At 31.6% G+C, this 25,898-nt stretch carries 22 protein-coding genes and 2 rRNA genes; 16 read left to right on the forward strand and 8 right to left on the reverse strand.

Going from position 1 to position 25,898, the window contains the following annotated elements; translation table 4 throughout:
* Positions 1-11 precede the first annotated feature (11 nt).
* Together MBVG596_RS00165 and MBVG596_RS00170 are read right to left on the reverse strand one after the other, a co-directional pair.
* Positions 12-818 carry a SprT-like domain-containing protein gene (locus tag MBVG596_RS00165; protein WP_096385382.1) on the reverse strand — a complete coding sequence of 269 codons (807 nt, stop codon included), beginning with the start codon at positions 816-818 and terminating at the stop codon, positions 12-14.
* Positions 811-1,548: a nuclease-related domain-containing protein gene (locus tag MBVG596_RS00170; RefSeq protein ID WP_096385385.1), complete on the reverse strand. Its 738-nt coding sequence runs from the start codon at positions 1,546-1,548 to the stop codon at positions 811-813. Before MBVG596_RS00170 ends, MBVG596_RS00165 begins: the two co-directional genes overlap by 8 nt.
* Positions 1,549-1,630: 82 nt before the next feature.
* On the opposite strand from MBVG596_RS00170, the gene MBVG596_RS00175 reads away from it, so the two are divergent.
* Entirely contained in the window at positions 1,631-2,233 is a 603-nt protein-coding gene (locus tag MBVG596_RS00175; protein ID WP_096385388.1) for an FMN-dependent NADH-azoreductase, read from the forward strand.
* A gap of 91 nt (positions 2,234-2,324) precedes the next feature.
* Here MBVG596_RS00175 and MBVG596_RS00180 read toward each other — a convergent pair whose 3' ends face one another.
* Positions 2,325-2,717: a DUF4190 domain-containing protein gene (locus MBVG596_RS00180; protein WP_096385391.1), complete on the reverse strand. Its 393-nt coding sequence runs from the start codon at positions 2,715-2,717 to the stop codon at positions 2,325-2,327.
* A gap of 347 nt (positions 2,718-3,064) precedes the next feature.
* Between MBVG596_RS00180 and MBVG596_RS00185 the strand changes: the two genes are divergently transcribed.
* From MBVG596_RS00185 to MBVG596_RS00245, 13 genes are all read left to right on the forward strand, one after another.
* The gene (locus MBVG596_RS00185; protein ID WP_096385394.1) at positions 3,065-3,484 is read left to right on the forward strand and encodes a MarR family winged helix-turn-helix transcriptional regulator; all 420 of its coding nucleotides are present in this window, start codon (positions 3,065-3,067) and stop codon (positions 3,482-3,484) included.
* Positions 3,485-3,498: 14 nt separating this feature from the next.
* The gene (locus MBVG596_RS00190) at positions 3,499-4,068 is read left to right on the forward strand and encodes a nitroreductase family protein (RefSeq protein ID WP_096385397.1); all 570 of its coding nucleotides are present in this window, start codon (positions 3,499-3,501) and stop codon (positions 4,066-4,068) included.
* Positions 4,069-4,300: 232 nt separating this feature from the next.
* Positions 4,301-5,815, forward strand: a 16S ribosomal RNA gene (locus MBVG596_RS00195).
* A gap of 307 nt (positions 5,816-6,122) precedes the next feature.
* Positions 6,123-9,005 (forward strand): 23S ribosomal RNA (locus MBVG596_RS00200).
* Together the 16S and 23S rRNA genes form the textbook arrangement of a ribosomal RNA operon.
* A gap of 190 nt (positions 9,006-9,195) precedes the next feature.
* The gene (locus MBVG596_RS00205; protein WP_096385400.1) at positions 9,196-9,612 is read left to right on the forward strand and encodes a hypothetical protein; all 417 of its coding nucleotides are present in this window, start codon (positions 9,196-9,198) and stop codon (positions 9,610-9,612) included.
* Positions 9,599-10,348, forward strand: a complete 750-nt coding sequence (locus MBVG596_RS00210; protein ID WP_096385403.1) for a F0F1 ATP synthase subunit A — start codon at positions 9,599-9,601, stop codon at positions 10,346-10,348. The genes MBVG596_RS00205 and MBVG596_RS00210 overlap by 14 nt, the downstream gene beginning before the upstream one ends.
* An 8-nt stretch (positions 10,349-10,356) precedes the next feature.
* On the forward strand, positions 10,357-10,590 hold the full coding sequence (gene atpE, locus MBVG596_RS00215) for an ATP synthase F0 subunit C (protein ID WP_004419585.1): 234 nt from the start codon (positions 10,357-10,359) through the stop codon (positions 10,588-10,590).
* A complete protein-coding gene (gene atpF / locus MBVG596_RS00220) occupies positions 10,590-11,159 on the forward strand; it encodes a F0F1 ATP synthase subunit B (protein WP_096385406.1) in 570 nt (189 codons plus the stop codon). The genes atpE and atpF overlap by 1 nt, the downstream gene beginning before the upstream one ends.
* Complete coding sequence (atpH, locus tag MBVG596_RS00225; RefSeq protein ID WP_096385409.1) at positions 11,159-11,716, forward strand: ATP synthase F1 subunit delta; 558 nt, start codon at positions 11,159-11,161, stop codon at positions 11,714-11,716. Before atpF ends, atpH begins: the two co-directional genes overlap by 1 nt.
* Positions 11,709-13,292: a F0F1 ATP synthase subunit alpha gene (atpA, locus tag MBVG596_RS00230; protein ID WP_096385412.1), complete on the forward strand. Its 1,584-nt coding sequence runs from the start codon at positions 11,709-11,711 to the stop codon at positions 13,290-13,292. The genes atpH and atpA overlap by 8 nt, the downstream gene beginning before the upstream one ends.
* The gene (atpG, locus tag MBVG596_RS00235) at positions 13,292-14,140 is read left to right on the forward strand and encodes an ATP synthase F1 subunit gamma (RefSeq protein ID WP_096385415.1); all 849 of its coding nucleotides are present in this window, start codon (positions 13,292-13,294) and stop codon (positions 14,138-14,140) included. The genes atpA and atpG overlap by 1 nt, the downstream gene beginning before the upstream one ends.
* Positions 14,141-14,148: 8 nt before the next feature.
* Positions 14,149-15,549, forward strand: a complete 1,401-nt coding sequence (atpD, locus tag MBVG596_RS00240; protein ID WP_096385418.1) for a F0F1 ATP synthase subunit beta — start codon at positions 14,149-14,151, stop codon at positions 15,547-15,549.
* Positions 15,549-15,956, forward strand: a complete 408-nt coding sequence (locus tag MBVG596_RS00245) for a F0F1 ATP synthase subunit epsilon (protein ID WP_096385421.1) — start codon at positions 15,549-15,551, stop codon at positions 15,954-15,956. Before atpD ends, MBVG596_RS00245 begins: the two co-directional genes overlap by 1 nt.
* 42 nt (positions 15,957-15,998) lie before the next feature.
* Here the strand turns inward: MBVG596_RS00245 and MBVG596_RS00250 are convergent, their stop codons facing one another.
* From MBVG596_RS00250 to MBVG596_RS00270, 5 genes are all read right to left on the reverse strand, one after another.
* Complete coding sequence (locus MBVG596_RS00250) at positions 15,999-16,970, reverse strand: MAG5150 family histidine triad lipoprotein (RefSeq protein ID WP_096385424.1); 972 nt, start codon at positions 16,968-16,970, stop codon at positions 15,999-16,001.
* A 20-nt stretch (positions 16,971-16,990) separates the two neighbouring features.
* Positions 16,991-18,052, reverse strand: coding sequence for a hypothetical protein (locus tag MBVG596_RS00255; protein ID WP_096385426.1), 1,062 nt, complete (start codon positions 18,050-18,052; stop codon positions 16,991-16,993).
* An 86-nt stretch (positions 18,053-18,138) separates the two neighbouring features.
* The gene (locus tag MBVG596_RS00260; RefSeq protein ID WP_096385429.1) at positions 18,139-18,369 is read right to left on the reverse strand and encodes a YneF family protein; all 231 of its coding nucleotides are present in this window, start codon (positions 18,367-18,369) and stop codon (positions 18,139-18,141) included.
* Positions 18,370-18,397: 28 nt separating this feature from the next.
* Positions 18,398-24,091 (reverse strand): SGNH/GDSL hydrolase family protein, encoded by a 5,694-nt coding sequence (locus tag MBVG596_RS00265; protein ID WP_096385431.1) that lies wholly within the window; start codon positions 24,089-24,091, stop codon positions 18,398-18,400.
* Between the two features lie 286 nt (positions 24,092-24,377).
* Entirely contained in the window at positions 24,378-24,869 is a 492-nt protein-coding gene (locus MBVG596_RS00270) for a deoxycytidylate deaminase (protein WP_096385434.1), read from the reverse strand.
* Between the two features lie 152 nt (positions 24,870-25,021).
* Here MBVG596_RS00270 and MBVG596_RS00275 point away from each other — a divergent pair, with 152 nt between their 5' ends.
* Entirely contained in the window at positions 25,022-25,327 is a 306-nt protein-coding gene (locus MBVG596_RS00275; protein ID WP_096385437.1) for a hypothetical protein, read from the forward strand.
* 1 nt (position 25,328) lies between these two features.
* Positions 25,329-25,898, forward strand: coding sequence for a diadenylate cyclase (locus MBVG596_RS00280; RefSeq protein WP_096385440.1), 570 nt, complete (start codon positions 25,329-25,331; stop codon positions 25,896-25,898).

The raw sequence follows: 25,898 nt of genomic DNA on the forward strand, positions 1-25,898 counted from the left end.
GCGGGCGTGTTTTAATATTCCTCAATAAATCAACCATAATATAATTTCACGATTTTTTCATGTTCTTTAAAATCGCTACATAAATTTGTTAGTGTATTTCGAAATACAGGGCCATGACCGCCGATGCGATTTTGCTCTCAAGTTATAAAATGCGCAAATTCATGCTCGATTGTGTGTTTAATTTTAGCTTCAGGATAAAAAAATAAATACTTTGTGTAGTAAATAATATTTTTAAAATCATCTTTGTTTGCGAATGTTTCTATATTCTTTAAACTACGTATATATTTCCCATACGCACCATTCAGGGACTTTATCATATACGGTATTTTTCTATTTATTTTTTCTTCGATTGATTCATGTTTGTTTTTAATTATTAACTCTAAGTAGTTGGCCATTATTTCAATAACTTGTTTATTTTGCGTTTTCAATTTATTTTCAATTGATTTTGGTAAAAAAAATGTAACTTTTTTATTCTCAAAATCAATCAGTGGTTTGGTTGACTTTTTATTTAAAAACAAAATTTTCACATCGAATTCTGTGCCTAAAATAAACATTTTTTTGTGCGTTTTTAAACTTAAAAATGGCGCGATGCCTCTAACAATATTAATTTGGTTTTTAAAAGCACTTGCAATATTTTGTAATAAATTTTCAATACTTTTTTCAGTGCAGTAATTTACTAATATTACTTTATTTAATTCATATATGACAATATGTAAACAAGTTACATATCTGTAGCATGCGTGAGAATTGCGTTTTTTATATAGCAATCTATATTCATTGCTGTTATGAGAGTAAAACTTTATGAATTCACTATTCATTTTGTTTTAATCCTCGTTCTCATTTTTTGATTTCTTTTAGGGATTTAACTTTATTAACTCTAATTATTTCGAGCATATTTTTAATTTTATCTGTATTAATAGAAGGCGAACTTGACAATTGGTTATAAACGTCATTTAAAATTGTTTCAAAATTGTCAGTATTCACTACTATTGACCACTCTTGTTTTCCTTGTAAATTGTAATTTGCCTGTGTTGGTAAAAATAATAGCGAAAATGTTGGAATTTTAAAGCCGCACATTTTATTAAAATGTTCAATGTGGCGTAAATTTTGATGTAAAGGGTTAGCGAACTTTGCTTTTTTATTGTCATTAACAACATAAATGAAACGATTATTACTATCTCCCTCAATATTGCCTTGGAAATATTTTGATTCAACAATAATAATAAATTTGTCACAGTAAAGCAAACCATCTATTTCAAACTGTTGTTCGCCTCCATAACTAAATTTTGAACCTTTTATAAATTTGTATTTTGAATTTGCAGCATAATTTTCTAATAATCGATTTACATTTTCTTCGAATTTAAATCCTAAAGTATCTTTTCGTCTTTGTCTTAAAGCAAAAAATATTGATAATGATATTATTAAAGTAAATACCAATACCATTAAGATTATCCCTAAAGTAATTCCAAAAATCATATTTTTACTGATAGGATAAATTTCTCAATTATTAGATGTTTTATTATTAATATCACTCAATATTTTATTCATAATCTAAATTATAATTAATTAGATAATTTCTTAAAAATATATTTTATAGTTTATAATAAATTTATATTAATTAGGAGGTGAAATGTCAATCCGAATATTTTCAGTTATAGGAAGTGTTAACAAAGATTCATTGTCAGAAAAACTGAACAATGAAGTTGTTAAATTATTAATGAAAAAATTTCCTAATTCAACATTAAATCAATTGAACACGTCAAATTCAGAGTTTCAAAATACATCGTTAAATGCAAATAATTTTAGTGAATTTTTTACAGAAACCAACTCAGATCATTGAATAGATATTTTAAAGGAAACTAATGTTTTAGTTATCTCAAGCCCGATGGTCAACTTTAACTATTCTGCAGGTATCAAAAACTTTATAGATTCAGTTGCGGTTGCCAATAAAACATTTTCATATAAATATAGTAAAAAGAATGGGTCGATTGGTTTGCTAGATAATTTAAAAGTTATTATTTTAGGAACACAAGGCGCTCCAGAAGGCTGATATCCATTTGGGAATTTCATTGAAAATTTACGGGGAATTTTTGACTTTTTTGGTGCCAATCAAATTGAAACATTACTTGTAGCGGGTAATAAAGTTGAACCTAATTCTTCAAAAACTCATGAACAAATAATTGACGAAAATCAATCAAAACTAATTGAAATAGTAAATTCAATAAATTATTAATAATTTTGAAAGGTGTCCTTATTGGGCGCTTTTTTATTAAGTTATTTTAGTTTACAAATTTTATAAAAAATAAAGGCATTTGCCTTTATCATTATATTTTTCCTGTTGATGCTAAAACGATTCCCGCTGCCGTAACACCAATTCAAACAAAAACTACAATAACACTAATTGCAATACTGATAGATGAAATAATAATACCTGCAAGCGCAAGAGACTTGCCATTATCATTTCTTTTTTTAGATAAAGAATATCCTAAACATGAAAGAATAAGACCAATCACTGAAAAACCAATGATTGATAAAACTAAACCGGCAATTGCTAGCCCATTAGACTCGTTATTTACTGGTTTCTGCTCGCTTTGGATATTACTGCTCATAATGTTTTGCTCACTAGTTTTTTCTTTTAAAGCCGCATTACAATCAGGACAATTTACAATATTTTCAGTAAATTTTTTGTTGCATGACTCACAAAAATAAAAATTCATTAAAGCTCCTATATATTATCAAAATATTTTTATGCTTAAAATTATACATTAGTGTTTTGTGTTGCTGCAAGAGATTTTCATTACTGTTAATTTAATGATAATTCTATAAATTACCAATTTCAATATAAAATTAGTGTCTTTCGAATTTAGTCTTGTAATAAATACCTTATTTTACAATTTAAAAATAGTTAATAAATTTATATTAAATTGGATATTGTTTTTTATCTATGCGATTGTTTTCTTGCACCCTTTAAATTTTTATATTTTATAAATATTTTTTAGCTGTTTTAAAAAATGTGATATTATGTCTATATAGATATAATCTAATTAGATGTTTTGGAGTGTAAATGAGTCAAAATTTAGAATCAAGTATCCGTGAATCGTTGCAAAATTTAGTTACTTCGTTTGATAAAAAAATCAATAAGATTGCATTAGAAAACAAAATAACCTTAAGTCAATTTATGGTTCTTGAAGCATTATATTTGCAGGGAGATATGTGCATATCTCAAGTTAGAGATTTAATTTGTAGTAGTGTTGGTACAATACCTATAATAATTAATAATCTAGAGAAAGCTAATCTTATTAAAAGAGTTTGCGTTCCTTGTGACAAGCGAATGTCAAAATTAGAACTAACTAACGAGGGTCGAGAGGTTATTAGCAGATTGCTACCTATAAATAAGTCAATAATTAAAAACTCATTCAAAAATTTATCTGAAGATGAAAAAAAACAATTGTTATATCTATTGAACAAAATTGAAATTAATTAAGTAGGAGAAAAAATATGAGTATCATTACATCACTATCAAAAAGAAGATCATACTATTTAATAAATAAAAAACTTGAGACTTCAAAAGATATTATTGTTGAAAAAATCAAAGAATTAACTGAACTAGTTCCAGACGCATTTAATATGAGAAGCTCGCGCGTTGTAGTTGCTTTTGACGAAAAACATGAACAAATTTGAGATGCAATTTATGATTCATATGGTGGTAAGGTAGCCCGCGATAAAATTGATTCATTTAAGGCTGGAGCAGGAACAATTTTATTTTATTATGACAAAAATACTATCGAAAATATGCAAAACGCGTTTAGTTTATATGCAGATAACTTCCCAATTTGAGCAAATCAAACAAACGGCGCATTACAAATGTCTATTTGGTCAATGTTGAGAGAACTTAATATTGGAGCAACATTACAACACTACAACCCAGTTATTGATAAAAAGCTACAAGAATTATTGGGATTACCAGAAAATTTTGTTTTAGTTGCGCAAATGCCATTTGGTGGAATTGAAAAAGAAGTTGAACCAAAACAAGAAGAACCTATTGTTAATAGAGTTATTGTTGCTTAATGTCTAAAGCAGGTATAGACCTGTTTTTTAATTAATATTAAATATTATATTAAGTATTTCATTTTATTTATTTAAAAGCATTTAATGTTCTTTTCTGAATTTTTAACAATGCAAAAAAATTTCAAAAAAATATTTTTATTTTTAATAAAAGTGTTATCATAGTTAAGCAACTTGATTGTAGATGTTGCAATTGTTCTTTGAAAACTAGATATATAAACATGACGAAGTCAATTTTTTCGAGAGTTTGATCCTGGCTCAGGATGAACGCTGGCTGTGTGCCTAATACATGCATGTCGAGCGAAGTGATTTATCACTTAGCGGCGAATGGGTGAGTAACACGTACTCAACGTACCCTTCAGTTTGGCATAGCGGTTGGAAACAACCGATAATTCCAAATACTCGTAGATGCCGCATGGCATTTACGGAAAAGACGCTTTAAAGCGTCGCTGGAGGAGCGGGGTGCGCAACATTAGCTAGTTGGTGAGGTAACGGCCCACCAAGGCGATGATGTTTAGCGGGGTTGAGAGACTGATCCGCCACACTGGGACTGAGATACGGCCCAGACTCCTACGGGAGGCAGCAGTAGGGAATATTCCACAATGGACGAAAGTCTGATGGAGCGACACAGCGTGCAGGATGAAGGCCCTATGGGTTGTAAACTGCTGTGGTAAGGGAATAAAAAATAGTGTAGGAAATGCCACTATATTGAATGTGCCTTATTAGAAAGCAACGGCTAACTATGTGCCAGCAGCCGCGGTAATACATAGGTTGCAAGCGTTATCCGGAATTATTGGGCGTAAAGCGTCTGTAGGTTGTTTGTTAAGTCTGGCGTTAAATTTTGGGGCTCAACCCCAAACCGCGTTGGATACTGGCAAACTAGAGTTATGTAGAGGTTAGCGGAATTCCTTGTGAAGCGGTGAAATGCGTAGATATAAGGAAGAACACCAACATGGCGAAGGCAGCTAACTGGACATACACTGACACTGAGAGACGAAAGCGTGGGGAGCAAACAGGATTAGATACCCTGGTAGTCCACGCCCTAAACGTTGATCATTAGCTGATGGGGAACTCATCGGCGCAGCTAACGCATTAAATGATCCGCCTGAGTAGTACGTTCGCAAGAATAAAACTTAAAGGAATTGACGGGGACCCGCACAAGCGGTGGAGCATGTGGTTTAATTTGAAGATACGCGTAGAACCTTACCCACTCTTGACATCTTCTGCAAAGCTATAGAGATATAGTGGAGGTTAACAGAATGACAGATGGTGCATGGTTGTCGTCAGCTCGTGTCGTGAGATGTTCGGTTAAGTCCTGCAACGAGCGCAACCCTTATCCTTAGTTACTAACATTCAGTTGAGCACTCTAGGGAGACTGCCCGAGTAATCGGGAGGAAGGTGGGGACGACGTCAAATCATCATGCCTCTTACGAGTGGGGCCACACACGTGCTACAATGGCCGGTACAAAGTGAAGCAACCTGGTGACAGTGAGCAAACCACAAAAAGCCGGTCTCAGTTCGGATTGGAGTCTGCAACTCGACTCCATGAAGTCGGAATCGCTAGTAATTGTAGATCAGCTACGCTACGGTGAATACGTTCTCGGGTCTTGTACACACCGCCCGTCAAACCATGGGAGCTGGTAATGCCCGAAGTCGGTTTATTAACAAACTGCCTAAGGCAGGACTGGTGACTGGGGTTAAGTCGTAACAAGGTATCCCTACGAGAACGTGGGGATGGATTACCTCCTTTCTACGGAGTACAAAGCTAATTTAATTAGCATTAACCTTATTTTTCAGACCTACTATTATTATTTATCGTCATGGCTTGGTTAGGTCCCAAGTGTATATCTAGTTTTGAGAGGACAATTCTCTCAATTGTTCTTTGAAAACTGAATAGTAAATATTTTAAAATATTACAACGACATCAAAAAATGAATAAATTTGGTTTATTCGTATTGATTCATCGAGTAATCATATTAATAATATGATTCATTGAAATGTCTTAAAATACACATCATAACAATAGGAAATCTTAATTTAATAAATTAAGGACATACTTTTAAATAAGTAAGAGTTTGTGGTGGATGCCTTGGGTCTGGAAGTCGATGAAGGACGTGATTACCTGCGATAAGCCTCGTGGAGCTGGATATAAGCTACGAAACGGGGATTTCCGAATGGGGAAACCTAACTAGGGTAATGCCTAGTTGCCTTCTTGTGAATACATAGCAAGTTGAGCGAGACACCATGTGAACTGAAACATCTTAGTAGCATGAGGAACAGAAAATAAATAATGATTTCTTCAGTAGCGGCGAGCGAACGAGAAACAGCCCAAACCACTTTAAAGTGGGGTTGTAGGACAGTCTACATAGAGTTACAAAATTTAATGATAGCAGAAACATTTGGGAAAATGTAGCATAGAGGGTGATACTCCTGTACGCGAAATCATTAAATCTCTTGACTGTATCCTGAGTAGGGCGGGGCACGTGAAACCCTGTCTGAATCCGCCGGGACCACCCGGTAAGGCTAAATACTAACCAGACACCGATAGTGAACTAGTACCGTGAGGGAAAGGTGAAAAGAACCCCGAGAGGGGAGTGAAATAGATTCTGAAACCACTTACTTACAATTAGTCAGAGCCCATTTAAGGGTGATGGCGTACATCTTGCAGTATGGACCGGCGAGTTATGTTATCATGCAAGGTTAAGCGGAAAAAAGCGGAGCCGTAGAGAAATCGAGTCTTAATAGGGCGTTAAGTATGATGGCATACACCCGAAACCAGGTGATCTATTCATGAGCAGGCTGAAGCTTGGATAACACCAAGTGGAGGGCCGAACCGTAGTACGCTGAAAAGTGCCCGGATGACTTGTGAATAGCGGAGAAATTCCAATCGAACTTGGAGATAGCTGGTTCTCCTCGAAATAGCTTTAGGGCTAGCGTGTGGTGTTAAGTAATGGTGGTAAAGCACTGAATGTGGAATGGCCGCGCCTAGCGGTACTGACTATAATCAAACTCTGAATACCATTATGGATTGCCATGCAGTCGGAACCGGGGTGCTAACGTCCCGGCTCGCGAGGGAAACAACCCAGATCGTCGGCTAAGGTCCCAAATTCGTGTTAAGTGAGAAAGGTTGTGGGGTTTCATAAACAACTAGGAAGTTGGCTTAGAAGCAGCCATCTTTTAAAGAGTGCGTAATAGCTCACTAGTCAAGAGACCCTGCGCCAACAATTTAACGGGACTAAAACACGAAACCGAAGCCACGGGTACATTTATGTACGTTAGAGGAGCGTTCTTAGGGCGGTGAAGTCAGACCGTGAGGACTGGTGGAGCGCTAAGAAGTGAGAATGCCGGTATGAGTAACGATTCGTAGTGAGAATCTACGACGCCTATTGGGGAAGGTTTCCTGGGCAAGGTTCGTCCACCCAGGGTAAGTCAGGACCTAAGGCGAGGCGGAAACGCGTAGTCGATGGACAACAGGTTAATATTCCTGTACTTTCTATAATAGTGATGGAGTGACGGAGAAGGATAGGCTTACCTCTTACTGGATTGAGGGGCAAATAGTTACTGGGAATTGTAGTAAAATGCGCAATTTATTAACCGGAAGCTATGACGCATAGGCTTTAGCTGAATTAGTTGATTTCATACTTCCTAGAAAAGCTTCTAAACTTAATATTATGGAAACCTGTACCGAGAACGGACACACGTCCCCAAGATGAGTATTCTAAGGCGAGCGAGAAAACTAGTGTTAAGGAACTCTGCAAAATGACCCCGTAAGTTCGCAAGAAGGGGTGCTCACGCAAGTGAGCCACAGAAAATTATGAGGGGCAACTGTTTATCAAAAACACAGCTCTCTGCTAAACCGCAAGGTGATGTATAGGGGGTGAAGCCTGCCCAGTGCCCGAAGGTTAAGTGGATGCGTTAGCTTATGCGAAGCGTTGAAATGAAGCCCGGGTGAACGGCGGCCGTAACTATAACGGTCCTAAGGTAGCGAAATTCCTTGTCGGCTAAATACTGACCTGCACGAAAGGCGCAATGATCTCTCAACTGTCTCAACACTAGACTCGGTGAAATTATGGTCCCAGTGAAAACGCTGGGTACCCGCATCAAGACGAAAAGACCCCATGGAGCTTTACTACAACTTCGTATTGAAATTTGGTCTAACATGTGTAGGATAGGTGGGAGACTTTGAAGCTAGGACGCTAGTTCTAGTGGAGTCAACCTTGAAATACCACCCTTGTTATATTGAGTTTCTTAACTTGCTACCCTGATCGGGTAGGAGGACAGTGCGTGGTGGGTAGTTTGACTGGGGCGGTCGCCTCCTAAAGAGTAACGGAGGCGTTCAAAGGTACACTCAATACGGTCAGAAACCGTATGCAGAGCGCAAAGGTAGAAGTGTGCTTGACTGTGAGACTTACAAGTCGAGCAGGTGCGAAAGCAGGACTTAGTGATCCGGCTGTACATTGTGGAATGGCAGTCGCTCAACGGATAAAAGTTACCCTGGGGATAACAGGCTTATCTTGCCCAAGAGATCACATCGACGGCAAGGTTTGGCACCTCGATGTCGGCTCATCGCATCCTGGAGCTGGAGTCGGTTCCAAGGGTTGGGCTGTTCGCCCATTAAAGCGGTACGCGAGCTGGGTTCAGAACGTCGTGAGACAGTTCGGTCCCTATCTGATGTGGGCGTTGGAATATTGATGAGAGCCGTTTTTAGTACGAGAGGACCGAAACGGACGTACCGCTGGTGTTCCAGTTGTTCCGCCAGGAGCATAGCTGGGTAGCTAAGTACGGAAAGGATAACCGCTGAAAGCATCTAAGTGGGAAGCCTCCTCAGAGATTAGTATTCCCTTGAGATTCCTTGAAGACTACAAGGTTGATAGGCTGGATGTGTAAGCATGGCGACATGTTGAGCTGACCAGTACTAATAAATCGATAGGTTTAAAAGTAATGTGTATTTAATACATTTCAATGAATTTTAAAATTACTATTCAGTTTTCAGAGAACACGCTGCTTAGGCAGTTTTTTTATTGCTTTTTTTCGCAAGCAAAACTATAGAAAATTTAGATATTTTTCTTTTATTAGTTTGTTAAAGTTATAAAATAACTTTGTATTTAAAATATAATTAATTAGGAGTCTATGAAGCAAAAATTTATTGCCAAAATAATAAAAATTCACTGAATAATTTTTGCTATATTTAGTGTTGCGTTTTTAGTGGCAATTATTCATAGCTCTTCATTGATTTTTGGATACGTAATAGGAGCAAATATATCATTTTTGCTATTTTTATTTAAAGTAACTGTTTTTTATAAAATTATGTCTACTAAATTTAAGGGCTATGTTGTTGCCTTTATTGGATTAATATTTACACTTGCATTCGTCGGTTTACCATTAGGTGCTATTTTGTGAATTAATAAATATTTCAATGGATATAATCAAATTATGTTCAGTCCAATTAATGTTTTTTGTTACATTTTTGGTTTAGTAAACATCCCTATATCGATATTTATCGTAGCTTTAATAAAAGAAAAAAAGGAGGTATATGCAAAAAATTAAAGATGGATTTTGAGTTTGAAATCAGCCACAATTATTATCTTTATTTGTCACTATTCTAATTATTTTTATAATTTCACTTGTTGTTTTTATAAAAATCAAAAAAGAATCTAAGCCAGATAAAGCACCTAGTAAAACAATTTTAGTGGCCGAAACTTACGTTCAATTAATTGATAATAATTACGATGATGTATCAGGTGGAAAACTTCCTTCAGCTCGTTTTTATATCTTTTCTGTCACAACATTTTTACTTGTTGGGAATATGCTTGGTTTAATAGGAATTGACCCTATCGCATCATCATATTCAGTAACTCTAACGCTTGGAGCAATTACCTTTTTTGGTATTTATGTCATTGGAATATGATTCCAAAAATGATACTTTTTTCTACGATATGTTAAAAATCCAACCGAATTTCTTGGTCAATTTTCACCATTAATTTCACTTGGGTTAAGGATGTTTGGTAACATAATTGGTGGCGCTGTTATCATGGCTTCAACTTATTATGCTGGCGGTTGATTATGGGGATTAATTTTCCCAGGTCCACAACTTTACTTCTTCTCGGTTATTTTAACACCTTGAATGCATCTATTTTTTGATGTATTTGGAGCAGCTGTGCAAGCCTTAATTTTCACAGTATTAACAACAATTTATTGAACAAATGAAGTGGATAATAATTTGCCAGAAAAACACAATAAATCAAAAAGAAAAGTAATATCTTTAAATAAAGGTATTTATTAGGAGGAATTATGAATAAAGAAGGATTAATAGCTTTAGCTGCAGGAATCTGTATGCTAGGTGTAATTGGCACTGGTTTAGGTCAAGGTCTAGCATCAGGTCGTGCTGCTGAAGCGGTAGGTCGTAACCCGGAAGCTGCATCAAAAATTAGAACAATAATGATTATTGGTATGGCTTTGGCTGAAACAGCTGCAATTTACTGTTTTCTTATTTCTATTCTATTATTGTTTGTTTTTGGTAAATAATGCATAAAACCGTGTCTTCGATATTAGCAGAGGGTTCTCACGCAGTTGTTGAACCTTCTGAAGGTTTTAAAGAACAGTTTAATAAACTTTGACCTTCGTGACCAATGATGCTTGCAACATTGGTTTCGTTAATAATAATCATGATTATTTTGTATTTTTTAATGTATAAACCTGTTAAAAAATCTCTTGCTGCGCGTCAAAAATTTATTCAAGACAATATTGACAAAGCAAAAGAAAACAATGCAAGTTCAGAGTTAGTTTTAGCTCAAGTTAATCAACGTTTAAAACAAGCTCATATTGAAGTTGATTCTCTAATTAATGACGCAAAACGTAGAGGTGATAAAGTCATTGAAAAATACACAGACAAAGCCAAAGCTGAAGCAAATAGAATTATTTCTGAAGCTAAAATTGATATTGAAATACAGAAACAAAAGTTTCTAAAAGAAAGCAAAAAACACATAGCATCGGCTGCTACAACATTGAGTGAAAAAATATTAAAACAACACGTTGATTCAGAAATTCACAATCAAATTATTGACGATTTTTTAACTAAAAATGAGGATGAATAATGTATCAAAAAGCAAATGTTGATAGTTATGCAACGGCGCTTTGCGAGTTACTAATTGAAGATAATTATTTAAACGAAGGCTATAATTTCTTTTTAAATTTGTCAAAACAAATGGAAAATGATAATACTTTTATTGATTTTTTAGCTAATCAATCATTGCCAAAATTCCAAAAATTTGATCAAATCGATTCAATTTTCAATGATTTGGTAAAATCACAAACTATAATCAACTTTTTTAAAGTTATTGTTGAAAAAAATGTTTTTCGACTATTTAAGAGAATTATCAACAACTTCATTAAGATTGCTGAAAATAAACTTAAAATTAAACGTGCAAAAATATTTAGCGCTTTTGAATTAAACAATATTCAAATTGAAAAATTCAAACAATATTTAGCAAAAAAATACAATTCAGATATTGTAATTGAAACTGACATTGATAAAAGCTTGATAAGCGGATTTAAAATTAAAGTTGACAATGAAATCATTGAACAAAACTATGCATTAGACTTGAAGAAAATGGGACAAATTATTGTTCAGAAAGGAGAAATTGATGAGTAATTACACGCAAGATATTTATAAAATCATTAAAAGCCGTATTAAAAATTTTAATTCACAAGTTGATTTCAGTGAAGTTGGCGAAATTGTTACAATTGGTGATGGTATTGCCCTTGTATCAGGTTTAGACAATGCTAAAAATGGTGAAATTATAATTTTTAAAGATGAAATATACGGAATGGTTTTAAACCTTGAAGAAGAAGTAGTAGGTATTGCCATCTTTGGTAATGCACATAAATTATCTGAAGGTGATAAATGTAAACGAACTGGTGAAGTTATATCAATTGGTGTTGGTGATGAGTTGATTGGTAGAGTAATTAACGTCCTTGGCCACCCTATTGACGGTAAAGGTCCAATTAAATACAGCCAAAAACGGGAAATATTTAAAGTTGCGCCTGGTGTTATGAGTCGTAAAGAAGTTAACCAATCTCTTGAAACAGGGATCATTGCCATTGATTCAATGATCCCAATTGGCCGTGGCCAAAGAGAGTTAATTATTGGCGATCGCCAAACTGGTAAAACAGCTATTGCAATTGATACTATCATCAATCAAAAAGGTAAAAATATTAAATGTGTTTACGTAGCAATTGGCCAAAAAAATTCTACAGTTGCCCAAATTGTTCATAAACTACGAGAAACAGGCGCGTTAGAATACACAACTGTTGTTGTTTCAAGTGCAAGCGAACTTGCTCCTCAACAATATATAGCCCCTTATTCTGGTGTAACAATTGCTGAAGAATGAATGGCTAAAGGACAAGATGTTTTAATTATTTACGATGATTTAAGTAAACATGCTGTTGCTTATCGTACTCTTTCTTTACTTTTAAGAAGACCTCCGGGTCGTGAAGCTTATCCTGGTGATGTGTTTTATTTACACTCTCAATTATTAGAGCGTGCAGCTCGCGTTAATGGGGAAAATGGTGGTGGTTCAATTACTGCTTTACCAATTATCGAAACGCAACAAGGAGATATTTCGGCTTATATACCTACTAATGTTATTTCGATTACTGATGGCCAGATTTTCACTCGTGAAAATCTATTCAACTCAGGACAACGTCCTGCGGTTGATGTTGGTTTTAGTGTTTCTCGTGTTGGTTCAACTGCACAAATTAAAGCTATGAAAAAAGTTTCTAATTCACTAAAACTTGAACTAGCTCAATACAATGAAATGCTAGCATTTGCTCAATTTGGTTCTGATTTAGACCAATCAACTAAAACAATTTTAGAACACGGTGCTAAAGTATTTGAATTTTTAAAACAATCTCAATATCAACCCATCGACACATATTCGCAAATTGCTATTTTACTTGGTAATAAAGAAAGAATTATTAATCCGTTACCAAAAGATAAAATTTTAAATTACCGTCAAGCTGTTATTGATTTTATGCACTCACCACAAGGAATTGAGATAGCCAACCAAATAAAATTAGCTGACAATGATTTAACCGATAAAGTTAAAGACAAAATATGCACACAACTTGTAAAAATAGTTAAAAGCATTGTTTCAACAATTCCAAATTATCATGCTAACGAACACGAAATGATTCCTGAAAAATATCGTGAGTTATTTGAGGCCTAATGTCAAGTTTACAAAAAATTAAAACGCGAATTGAAACAGTTCACTCGATTCGTAAAATAACACATGCGATGGAACTTGTATCAACATCAAAAATGCGTAAAGCGCGTGACCATTTCAATGATGTAAACTCATATTTTGAACAAGTAAGAAATATAATTAATATTTATTTAGCAAACACTCCAGAAAGTGAAGTAGATAACTTTTTACTTAGAAAAAACATTGAAAAACGTCTAATTATTGTTGTTACTAGTGATCTTGGATTAGCTGGTAGTTACAACTCAAATGTCATTAAACTTGCGCGAAATATAATCAATGACAATGATAAAATCATTGTAATTGGCGATAAAGGGCAAATATTAGTACAAAAATACCGCACAAACATTCTTCATCACTACTCATGAGAAAATAATGCTAGCACGGACCTTTCGAGCATGGTTGTTGAAGATGCTTTAGAATTAATTAGACAAAATGAAATTGGCAGTATTAGCATAATTTATAACGAATTTATCAACAATTTAATTCAGCAAGAACACTGCAAAGAAATTTGACCTTTAAGCCTTAAATATGAACATTTAGGTGAAAATAAAATTAAAAAAATTATTGAATTTGAGCCAAATCAACACAATGTAGCAGTTTCCTTAGCACAAGCATATTTAAATGCATCAATGGCTCAAGCTTTTGCTTCAGGAGTACTTAGTGAATTTGCGGCTCGCCGAACTGCAATGGAGAGTGCAAATAACAACGCTGATGAACTAATAAAAAACTTAAATCAAGATTACAACAGAAAACGCCAAGGCAATATTACTCAAGAATTGAATGAAATTGTCGGCGGCGCAAATGCTGTATAGGAGGGAATATGAATAAAATTGGTAAAATTGTACAAATTTTAGGCCCAGTTGTTGACGTAAAATTTACTAAAGGCCATATGCCCGCTTTATTGAATGCATTAGTAGCTGAGTTTAATGGCGAAAAATATACACTTGAAGTAGCTCAACATATTGGTGATGAAACTGTTCGAACAATAGCAATGGTTTCAACAAATGGTTTAGCTAGAGGTGTTGATGTAATTGATACTGGCGCGCCAATTTCTGTGCCTGTTGGCAATGAAGTTTTAGGCAGAATGTTTAATGTTTTAGGTGAAGCAATTGATAATAAAGCGCAACCTAAAACAAAATATGTGCCAATCCATGCTAAAGCCCCTAGTTATGAAGAACAAAGAACTACAAGTGAAATACTTGAAACAGGTATCAAAGTAGTTGATTTACTTATTCCTTATGCAAAAGGTGGTAAAATTGGACTTTTTGGCGGTGCTGGAGTTGGAAAAACAGTTCTTGTTCAAGAACTAATTAATAATATTGCTACTGAACATGGTGGGCTTAGTGTTTTCGCCGGTGTTGGCGAGCGTACTCGTGAGGGTAATGATTTATTCCACGAAATGAAAGCATCGGGCGTTCTTGAAAAAACTGCACTAGTTTTTGGTCAAATGAATGAGCCCCCTGGAGCTCGTATGCGTGTTGCTTTAACTGGTCTAACTATGGCCGAACACTTTAGAGATCAATCAAACCAAGATGTCTTATTATTTATTGATAATATCTTTAGATTTACACAAGCTGGTTCAGAAGTGTCTGCACTTTTAGGCCGTATGCCAAGTGCTGTAGGTTATCAACCTACTCTTGCAACTGAAATGGGTCAGTTGCAAGAGCGTATTACTTCTACTCACCATGGTTCAATTACATCAGTTCAAGCGGTATATGTTCCTGCTGACGACTTGACTGACCCAGCGCCAGCAACAACATTTAGCCACTTGGATGCTAAAACTGTTTTAGACCGTAACATTGCTGCTCTTGGTATTTATCCTGCTGTTGATCCACTTGAATCAAGCTCAAAATTACTTGATCCACTTATTGTAGGTCAAGAACATTATAGTGTTGCATATGGAGTTGTTTCTATTTTGCAAAGATTTAAAGAATTGCAAGATATTATCGCAATTCTAGGTATGGGAGAGTTAAGCGAGGCTGATAAACTAATTGTTTCTAGAGCTCGTAAAATAAGAAACTTTTTATCACAACCATTTTTCGTTGCAGAAAAATTCTCAGGTAAAAAAGGTGCATACGTTAAACTTTCAGATACAATTAAGAGCTTTAAAGCTATCTTAGATGGAAATTATGACGAAGTTCCTGAACATCTTTTCCTATATGCTGGTGATATAAGTGATGTTGATTCTCGTTTCGCAGAATTTAATAAAAATAAAGAATAATGAATAAATTACATTTAACTATTTCAACCCCTGATGGTATTTTCTTAGAAGAATATATCGACTCAATTAGTGTAAAAACAATTGATTCTGGAGCAATAACCTTTTTATATGGACACGGGGCATTTATGGGCTCACTTGCCATTGACAAATTAACAATAAATAACCCTGGTGATGACAACTATCGTGTATGTGTTATTGGTGGTGGCTTAATTTATACAGACGGCTATGAATTAAAGATTATCACAAACGATATAACTTTAAAAGAAAGCATCAACATTGACGAAACTCAATCACGCAGAAACAAAATTTTAGACCAATTAAAATTTGCTTCTAAAAAAGATGCCATTTCACTTGAAAACCAATTACGTAAAATTATTTTAAAAATTAATATTTATAATGAAAAATAAATCGCCGCGGCGATTTTTTATTTTCTAAATATGTTTAATTTACTATTGATTAAGTATTAATTCAATATCTTTAATTGATGAATAAACTTCGATTGCTTTATTACGTAGTAAATTAATTTGATCTTTAGCTTTACTTATTGACTCAATTAATTGTTCCAACTTATTCAGTGTAGGCAACTTAGTAAATAAATTAGTATTAAAATGATCTTTTTTGTCTTGATTATTAAGTTTATTAATTCCACTTTGTAAATCTTCTAAGTTTTTTATTTGTTTAATAAATGCTAAGTTTTGCACAATTGCATTCATTGTTATATTAATTAGCGCGTGAGAATGAGTGTGTTCATGAATATCATTGCTATTGTTTTTGTTGTTTGATGAATTAGTATTTAAATCAGATTCTCATTTATTTGCGTTGTAAATATAGTTTGCAAAGAAATCTTTTACTTTATTTAGTTTTAATTGCATTTGCTCGTCTTTAAAATTATTTTTTCCCAATTCATTCAAATATGAATTGAATAAGTAAAATGCATTAGCATTATTATTTAAGGATAATTTCTGTATTGATGTAGAAATTTGTATATTAGCATCATTAATTAAATTTTGCGCATTTATTAATTCATTTAACTTAGTTGAAGAATTTATTCATTCATTATATAGTCTTGTCTGATTTTCATTTAATTGACTTAGTTCATTGTCATTTAGGTCCATTTTTCCATATTTAGATTTGTCAATTATGTTTGTGATTGTGTTATAAAGACTATCTTGAGAATCTTCGCTATATATTTTTAGCATTTCATCTTTAAAAAATTTATAGTTTGCATTCAATTCATAAAAATTATTAATATTATCCCCAAGCATTTTTTTTAATTGCTCTAAATTTGTTGTAAATTTTGCTCAGAAATTCTTAATCTTAGTTGTGTCATTGTCAATTTCTTTATTTTTTTTACAAGCAGTAAGTGTAACGGGAAATACAGACAAAGGCAAAATTGAACTAAATAAAAACTTATGCTTCATTAATGATTCCTTTCTTTATTTTAAAAATCGTTGTGAATTTTAAACCCACTAATATATGCTTCAAATGTATTTTGTTTTGCATATGAACTTGCAGATTTTCCTTTAAATTTAATTGTTAGAGATACTTTATTATTTTCTAATAACTTCGCATTTATGTCATAATCAACGTTTTCAATTGATTTTTCAGCGAATTCGGCAAATTTTTGATCAGTATACTTGGAAATAACATTAAGTTTTTGTTTGATTGTATTTATTGAGTTTAACTCATTTATAAATTGATTTGCTGTTATATTTTCGCCCTCTTTATTAACATTTGAATTTCGCAGGATATGAATATCCTGAGCAATAATTATTTGGTTTCAACCAAAAATGCTGAATCCAGGTTCTCCCTTATCATTAAAACTTCTAAACACTTTTCCTGTTTGTTTATCAATGGCTGATATATAAGCATGAAATTCATTTGAACCATCAGCATGTGATGTATCTTTAAAGAAATAATCTCAATTTGATTGTTTATAATCACCAGTGATTGTAATATATTTATTGCTAATTAATCAATCAAATAACATTTGAGTTGAACTGTTTAATTCTCTGTATTTTTTAGCAAAAATGTTTGAAAATTCAATTGCCGAAATTCTTTTGCCATTTTCTGCAACAGTTGTACTAATTTCAATATCACCTACTTTTACAAAAGGATCTGTAATTTTTCCTTTTTCAGGTGATTTTTCAATATATTTTTCTAGACCACTAATAATAAATGTTCTATTATTATTTTTTTTACTCTTCAATTTCAACTCTAGTTGATCATTATTTAATGTATTAATTGAAACAAAATCAAATTCGCTGTTAATTGAATTAACAAAAAACTGATTTAGGTATTGAATAATTTGATTGGAATTTTTGCCATTATCTAATAATTCATTCACCTTATTGAATATTTCAATATTATGCATTGTTTTTCCCAATTCATTCAATTCTAATTGAATATGGTAAATTTGATCATCTTGATTTGAACATGAACTAGCAATTATTGGCAATGATATTGGTGTGGTAGCTATTATTAATTTGTGTGTTAATTTCATATTATTATCTTTCTAATGATAAATTTTATTAATTATATTATATTAGCTATTTGAAAAGCAAACAAAAAAACATAGAAACCTATGTTTTACTTGTTTGCATTATACATTGAACGCATAACGTTTTTAACTTGTTGTTCAGATGGTTTTCTACCCATTTGAAGAAACATTGCACGAATCATTTTTTCATTAATTGGTGGATTATCTTTAAGTTGTTTTTGGATTTTTTTTCTAGCTATTATAAAACCAATAAAACCACCAACTAATGCAGTAACTATTGATACAAAAACCAAGGTTAATACTCATTGTGTTGTTCCCATTATTACTCCTTTTTAGAATTTTAACATATTATTGTTTTTCTACAGGTTGATAACCATTTATTAAGTCATCCAGTAGTACTTCTCATTTCTTTTTGTTTTTGTTATATTTATTATCATTTGTGTTTCAATAATAAATATAAGCTAATGTGTGATCTCTACCATAAAAATGAGCTCTTAATTCATTAGATCTTGAGTTATAGGTTCATAATCCTCAACGTAATGTTTGAAGACCTGCTAGGTAAACTCCAGATACTGAATTTCTGGTATCAAATCCTATTAGTGAAGTTTTGCCTTTATATTTGTCAAAAAGTTTTACATTGTATGGCCTCATAGCTTCGGTGAACGCTTGGATAAATCCGTTCATTATCATTGCTTCAGCTGTTGTGTTTGTTGCATTTCAAAATAGAAAACCACTCGGAATGTTTTTGAAAATTAATTGAGAAATAAATGTGTATGTTCGCCATAGTGCTTGATATCCTGACGAGTTTTTCTTTAATTCATTAATATCTGTATAAGCCTGTGGTCTTTCGTCTAATTCTTTATAGAACTGTTTTGCTAAAGGTAGGACAAATATTTTTATAAAATCATCTACTTGACCGCCAAGTATTGCAGAAATACCACTCGATGCATTGAATTTTATCTTGTTAGATGTTGAACGCATCCTTCCGCCAAATAATTCTGAGTATATCCCTGTATGTTTAGGTGTATATTTAAATATTAAGTTTATGAAATCTGAATATGCTTTTGTATCTATATCTTTAAATATTGTTTCAAATACATTTTTATTTTCAAAAACTTTTGAAAGCATTATTGTGCCATCTTTTTCAGAAATAAATTTTAGTGCACCTTTTTTTAATGCCGCCTGCAATCTATATCCAATTTGATTATCTGGGATTTTTTTAAAGTCTTTTAGAGTGTTGAATACTTCATCAACAACATTATCAATAATCATTGTTTTTGTTGCGCCTTTTGCAAATGAATCAATGAATTTTTGAATTGTAATATCCTCAGAATCAGGGAATTTTATACCACTATTTCTTAATGATTTTGCCATTATTTTACCAATAGTAAACGTGACATTATTGCTTTCTGTAATTATTTTCTTAATTCATATTTTTAAAGCATCTTTGACTACATTTGCATTTTTAGATGCAAAAAATTCTCCAATGACTTCTTTTCAATTATTTAATTTAGCATATTTTTCTTTATTTGCGAACACTTCATCAATCAATGAACTTAGAATTTTTTTTAATTCTTTAGATTTTAATGCACTTTTTAGAGTTTTTAGTGCATATTGCTCATCTATTCCTAACGATGTTATTTGACTAGTTATATTGAAATCACGAACAAATTTTTCAATCTGTTCATCTTTTGATGTAACAGATTCAATAATTTTCATAATTATATCTTTTAGCGCATTTGAGTTATTTTTTAAGGTATTTGAAGATAAGGCTATCTTGAATAATTTAAAATCTTTAACACCTAATAGAGTTGATATTTCGCCAAATACTTTATTGAATAATTCTTTTGTATTGCTATTGTTATTCGAGTTTTTAGCAACTGAATTCACAATATTTGGAATTATTCTTAGTTCTTCAATGAATTTAGGTAGTTCATCATATATATCTTTAATTAGTTTTTCATTTTCTTTAGAATCAACTTTTACTCCATAAGGTTCAATGTTGTATTTAAACAAATTGAATACTAAATTGTATACTTTTGGATTTTTTAAGATAGTATTAAATAAGTGTTCAATGTTTTTAACAATTAAATCTTTATTGTTTGAATCGCTTAAAACTACATTGATTATTTTTACAAATGATGTAGCTTCCTGAATCTTATCTTTATTTGTAGATAACGAATTTAAAGTACTGTCTATTAAATTAACCAATGATTCAGAGTTTGCTTGAATTGTGTCATTTATGACACTTTGAAACTCATCTGCACTCATAAATTGCAATATTACATTACGATGTCTTTCGGGAAGAGTTAAGTAAAGTTGATTTGCAATATTGGTATTTTTTGATACATAATTCAATGAATTTTTTAATAATTGTTTTACTAATTCTCTATTCTCGTTGAATATGTCATATTTGTTGAATGATTTGAATAATTTAAGCGCTGATTCTTCAACATTATTTGTCGAAAATATTGAATTTGCAATTGAAGAAGTAAGTTTGGCAAAATCAATGTTAAAGCCTTTATCTCTAAATTGTTCAAGCAATGAATTTAAGGTATTAGTTAAAATATGAGTTTCCAAATCAATATTTTCTAGATTTTTGAAAATATCATTAATTAACTTAATAAGCTGCGGTTTTTCAATGCTTTCATTCATTCCATCTAACTTACTTAATTCGTTATAAATTATATTTGCGATTACAGTAGCAAAATATTCTTCTTTTGAAACTGTTTTAATTAAATAATTTGCAAACTCTTTTGTTTTTTGTTTATTTTCTTCAATATTTAAAACATTTTTAATTATATTGTTTGCATTTTCTTTGATGTTTGCAGAATTTAAGTATACATTTGCATTACCAATAATTTCGGCAACAAACATTTCAGTAATTTGTTTAAAATCTGTTGATTCAGTTATCAATTTAACTGATTTTACTAAGTCATTTCTTTGTAATCCGATATTTGTAAAGTTAGTATTTTTTTCTAATTCATCAATAATTTTATTGATAAATTGGTCATCTTTAGTAATATCAACAATTAGTTCATTTGCTAGTTTAATAACTTCTTGTTTATTTTCTTCAGAAAGTCAATTTTCAATTATTTTATCTTTTGAAAATTGAGCTTGAACTGCAGCTTTTATGAAGCTATTTAGTAATTTTTCAGTTGAATTATGGTTTGAAATCTTGATTAAAAAGTGCTTAATAACATTTTCATTTATGCCACTTAATTGTGTAGGTAATTTAGAAACCAATCTTGCAATAATATTTTTAGCAACTGGCTCAGTTTCAACAATATTAGTTGTTAGTTGCAATGCAATTTTTACTAAATTACTTTGATCTAAGTTTTCAAAAATCGCTTTAGAAAGAGATTTATAGTCATTTGCATTCTTTAATATTTCGGGATTTACTGAGGTTGCAACTGAAATTAATTCATGAACTAAGTTTTTAAACTCTTCTTTTTTGGCACTATTTTTAATTAATTCTTTTAGTTCATCTTTGGTAATTAAATTAGTATCTAAATTAAATGAAGATAAAATTTTTTCCAATAATTCATCTGCAATTTTCTCTTTTGTTGAAGAATATTTAATTAAGTTATTAGCAAGTATTTTGTATGTTTGCTCGTGTTTTTTATTTAGTAGTGGCGAAGAAATTTTTGTTATCTCAACAATTGTATTTTCAATTTGTGCAGGTTCAAATAAATGAGAAAATGAGTTAATTAATTCTGTCCCAAATTCTTTCAAACTAAAATCGCTTGGTTTTTTTGTTTTCAATTGATTTAGAATTGAAGAAGTAATTTTTGTGTCGATATTATATTTGTTGTTTAACTCGTTTCAAATACCTAAAATATCGAAAATTAATTCGCTTAATTTTTCAGTTTCAATGCCATTTAATAATTCAGGATATTGTTTAATTAGATTTGCTGAAACATTTTTAATTATTAGTTTAAATTCTTCATTGTTTGCTAATTCATCAAAGAGGTTTTTGATTAAATTGGTGAAAGTTTGTTCATTTTCGTCATCATTGACGAAAGTTGCTCATAATTCGTTAAATGTTTTTGCTTGTGCATATTTATCTGCATCATCAACGAAGTTAACTACAAAACCAGATATAGTTGATTTTAATGCTTTTGAATTAGCAACTATGCTTGCTAATGAAGTAAGGTCTTTTTGTGAAATAAATTTAGCAATGTTGTTATTGTAGACAAGCTGAACAATTTTTTCAATACCTTTGGATGCTAAGTCCATTTTCATAACATTGTCAAGAATATCTTTGATGATTTCTTTGAATTCGTCTTTGTTTTCGTTGAAAACAGATGTTTTTAGTAAACCGCTAATAAGTTCAATAACTCTTTTTTCATTGGTTAATTCTTGTTTTGCGGCAGTTAATAAGTTTTGTAATCTGAATACTTTGGCACCCGGTTGACCATCATTATCTCAATCTGTGTTGAAGAATTTTGATTCAACACCTAGTAAAAAGTTACCAATTATTTTCTCATTAAGCATTCAATTTTTTAGACTATTTGCGTTTTGAGCATTATTTCTGTATAGAAAATCTTTTAATTTTGCTTGTGGGTCAATTTCTTTGTAAAACTCGCTGGCAAATAATTTCGGAAGCATCTCATTGAAAATTTTATCTTCAATATCAAAAGTGTTTAAAACACGTCTAAAGTAGTTATCTTTACTGAATTTATCTTTTAGTCTAACTAAATTAACATCAGAGTTATTAGGGAAATTGTTAAAATCGCTACCGAAGATTTTTAAATAAACATCAAACTCATTGCCTTCAAGCTCAACTTGAGTTAGATATGGGTCATTTTCATTACTTTTAGCATATTTTTGTGACCACAAAACATTATTATTTTTGAAGTGCTCATAATCTCTGTTTCTTGTTGTTAATTTAATAAACAAATCTTGAGCTATTTTTTTGTATCCTTTTTCGCTTGGGTGGATGTCAAAAAAGTTGCTTGTCAATGTTCTTTGATTAGTGCTTCAATAATCTTTATCATATGGATTTATGAAAAACACACCTTTTGAAACAGCTGTAGATGAAATTTTGCCATTCATTAGTGACATAATTAAATTGATAATACTGAACTGTGAATTTTCTGTTTTTTCATTGATAAACTTATCAACCATTAATAATATTGATTGAAGTGGTGTTGGATATCCAATAAAATTAATATTTGCATTTGGCGCTAATTCTTTAATAGTGTCAATAAACATTGTTTGTTGACCTTGGATTTTTCTAAATAAATTATCAGCTAAATTTTTAACAATTATAGTTATTTGCTCATAATTAACATTTCCTGAATTTGCCATATCAATAATTGATTTAATTGGCAATCTACTAAATGATGAAACAAGTTCCTCAATAAAGTCATTTGCACCAAGTGTTACTGTAATTAAGTTTGCATTTTTCAGAGCTAAAACACTTCTTTGATAGTGAACTTCAAAGTTTCTTCCAAATCTGCCAATTACTGTTTTAAACTCGCTTTGACTTAAATTTTTTGCATCACCTTTAGATTTAAAAAGCAGGTTTCACTCATGGAATTTTGATCCTGTTACAGCAAGATTATTAAATGAATCTAAACGGTTAATTTCATTGAAAAAACTTGCTAAATATGCAGGGTACGATAGCCCGGTTACTGTTTTAGTTTCTTTATTGAATTCGCCTGGATAATCTCTATCTAGAGTAGCAACAAAACCAGCAGAAATAGAATCACCAAGTGCAACATATTTGATGTTTGATTTTGAATTTATGTGTTTATTCGACAATTGACGGTCAGAAACTTTTATTCTATTAGACTTGTTTTGTTTACCATCTATTTTATTTCTATCTTGTTGACTTGTTTTTTTAGGATCATCTCCAATTGAAATTGGATTATTATCACCAGGATTGTGAGTGGTATTTGTATTTTTCTTTATATCACTTGAGTGTTTAAGTGTTTTTTCTTTTGTAGGTATAAAACTTATCGTGGTAGCGATTCCAGCTACACCAATAGCAACTCCACCTATTACCAATGCAGCTTTCAATTTCTTAGATTTCATATATTAACCAACTTTCAATTAATATTAAATTTAGATATTAATTATACATAATATAATGCAAATGAATAAAAAAACAACGCGTTACAGGCGCGTTGGACTACAATGGAAATTGAGACAAGCATTATAAAATGCCATTAGATAAAAAACTTACATCATAGCGTTATGCAACATTGCCGTAGCATTATTGCTTAATTATTATAGAATTATTGCCATAAAATTTTTAATTTGTAATAAAAAAAATGAATATTTTATGGTATTGTTCCCATATTAAAAAGCCCAGTGTGAACTAGGCTTTAAAAATTTTATCTCCAACTTTAACTTCAACACCTGTTTCAATTGTTAGTTGTTCACATTCAATATTGCAGCTTTGTAAAATTTTTCTTGCAATTTCACCATCTTCAGTATCGTGATATTTGTCACTTTCATAAACTACCTTGCTAATGCCTGCTTGAACAATTGTTTTAGCACAGTTTGAACAAGGGTATAATGAGGTAAAAATTGTTCCGTTCTTTGTTTTACCAAAAGCATTGATAATTGCATTGACTTCGGCATGAACAACATATGGATATTTAGTATCTTTTGTTGTGTCAGCACTTCTGTCTCAAGGGAATATTTCGTCAATACCTTTTGGCATCCCGTTATATCCAAGGCCAACAACCTTATGGTCGTTGTCAATTATGCAAGCCCCCACTTGTGTACTTGGATCTTTTGAACGCAAAGCCGATACTTTTGCTAAGGCCATAAAATAGCCATTTCAATACAGCGAATCTTTTTTCATGACCTTATTATACTACTATAATATAGCAAATATTTTTTTCTAAAATGTTTGTTTTTGAATTGAAAAAGTCAAAAAAAACAAGAAAAATAATTTCAAAGTAGTATCGATATTTAGAATATAATTTAAAATATAAATAATTATAGGAGGGGATAATGGCAAAATTTGAAAGAGACCCAATAACATGTCAAGAAAGAATTAATAAAAGAAGGGAATTGCTTGCAAAATTACATGAAGAAAATTTGCAAATTCTTATCAATCCATCTAAACAATCTGAATTCATTGATGAAATGGCTGAAAAAGATTGTAATCACCCTGAATGTTTATTAAATAAAAATGCAATTACTACAGAAGAAAAGTCAAAGATAAAATTTTACAATTTCATCACAATTCTTTTTTGCTTAATAACAATTTTGATGCTAACAATTTTAGCTGTGTTTATTGGTAGGGTAGGTAATTAGTATGAATGAATTGTTAATACCTATTTTAGTTATAGTTTCATTGATTTTATTATTGAATTTGCTTCCAAAAATTATTCTATTTTCGAAAAGTAAATTTGTAAAAAAACGTTTTGAAAAACTAGGAAGTAGCACACAAATCAGATTGATAAATCAATTAAGAGAAGCTGTGGAACATTTTTCAAAAAATAAGGTTGGGGCCTTAATTACTATTGAAAACACTGATAATCTTGACAGTTTAAGAACTGATGGAATTATATTGAATGCTGATATTAGTTCTTCTTTACTGATTTCTGTTTTCAATAAGGAATCACCTTTACATGATGGAGCCGTTATTATCCGAAATAATAAAATTTATTATGCAGCAACATTTTATAAAATTTCAAAAAAATCAATTGAAAACCAATATGGAGCACGCCACAGAGCGGCAATGGGTATAAGTGAAGTTTGTGATGCTCTAACTATAATTGTTAGTGAGGAAACTGGCGATGTTAAATTTGTTAAAAACGGTACTTTTTTCAAAATTAGAGTTGAGCAGTTTCAAGAGCAATTAATTAAGTACTTAAAGGACTAA

Origin of the sequence: Mycoplasmopsis bovigenitalium (assembly GCF_002356075.1) — a bacterium.
Lineage (GTDB): Bacteria > Bacillota_I > Bacilli_A > Mycoplasmatales > Metamycoplasmataceae > Mycoplasmopsis > Mycoplasmopsis bovigenitalium_A.